This is a genomic window from Paraburkholderia bengalensis (assembly GCF_037126505.1).
Lineage (GTDB): Bacteria > Pseudomonadota > Gammaproteobacteria > Burkholderiales > Burkholderiaceae > Paraburkholderia > Paraburkholderia bengalensis.
Map to the genome: position 1 here is coordinate 1 of NZ_JACFYJ010000267.1, position 963 is coordinate 963.

Consider the following 963-nt stretch of genomic DNA (forward strand, 5'->3'; position numbering starts at 1 on the left):
GAGGATGGTGAACACAAGATGCGCCCGCTCGAAAGCGTCCGCGGTCGCGACGTGTATGTGATCCATTCGCTGTATGCCGAACCCGGTCACACGGTGAACGACAAGCTGTGCGAGCTGCTTTTTTTTTGTGGGAGCTCTGGTGGACGCCTCCGCGGCGCGTGTGAGTGTCATCGCGCCCTACCTCTGTTACGCGCGCAAGGACCGTCGTTCGCAGACACGCGATCCCGTGACCACACGCTATGTTGCGCAGCTTTTCGAAGCCGTGGGCGCATCCCGTTTCGCCACGCTCGATGTTCACAATCAGGCCGCGTACCAGAACGCTTTTCGAATTCCGACCGAGCATCTCGAGGCAAACGGCCTGCTCGCACAGTGGTTCGCGTCACATTTGCGCGACAGGGCGCTCGTTGTCGTTTCGCCTGATGCAGGCGGTGTCCGGCGCGCAGAGGACTTTCGCGCCCGGCTTGCGAAGCTGCTCGATAGCCCCGTGGAAGCGGCGTTCGCTGGGAAACTGCGCGCCGGCGGCATCGTCACCGGAAAGCCTGTCGTCGGCGATCTGGCGGGCCGCTGCGCGATCATCGTCGACGACCTGATCGGTTCGGGAACCACGCTCTCGCTGGTTGCCGGCCATTGCCTTGCGCTGGGCGCGACCGAAGTTCATGCTGCTGCCACGCACGGTCTTTTCCTCGCCGATGCGTGCGAAAAGCTGGGCAACGGTACGCTGGCGAGCGTCGTCGTGACCGATAGTGTCGCGCCGTGGCGCGTGCCACGCGGTGCGTTTCTAGAGCGGCTTACCGTGCTGGATAGCGCGCCACTAGTTGCGCAAGCTATTGCACACATGCACGAGAGCGCCGTATAGCGTGGTCCGCAGCACCTCGTCCGCGGCGCTCTCGGCTTGAGATATCTCTGGAAGCGCTGCGACGGCGACGCAGCAGCGATATTTTTCGCTGGCTGTGGACCGGACTA

General features: G+C 63.1%; 1 protein-coding gene. It reads left to right on the forward strand.

What is annotated here, in order from left to right; all coding sequences use genetic code 11:
* The first annotated feature begins 160 nt into the window (after nt 1–160).
* Nucleotides 161–856, forward strand: a complete 696-nt coding sequence (locus H3V53_RS43150; RefSeq protein ID WP_336603035.1) for a ribose-phosphate diphosphokinase — start codon at nt 161–163, stop codon at nt 854–856.
* Nucleotides 857–963: the final 107 nt, after the last annotated feature.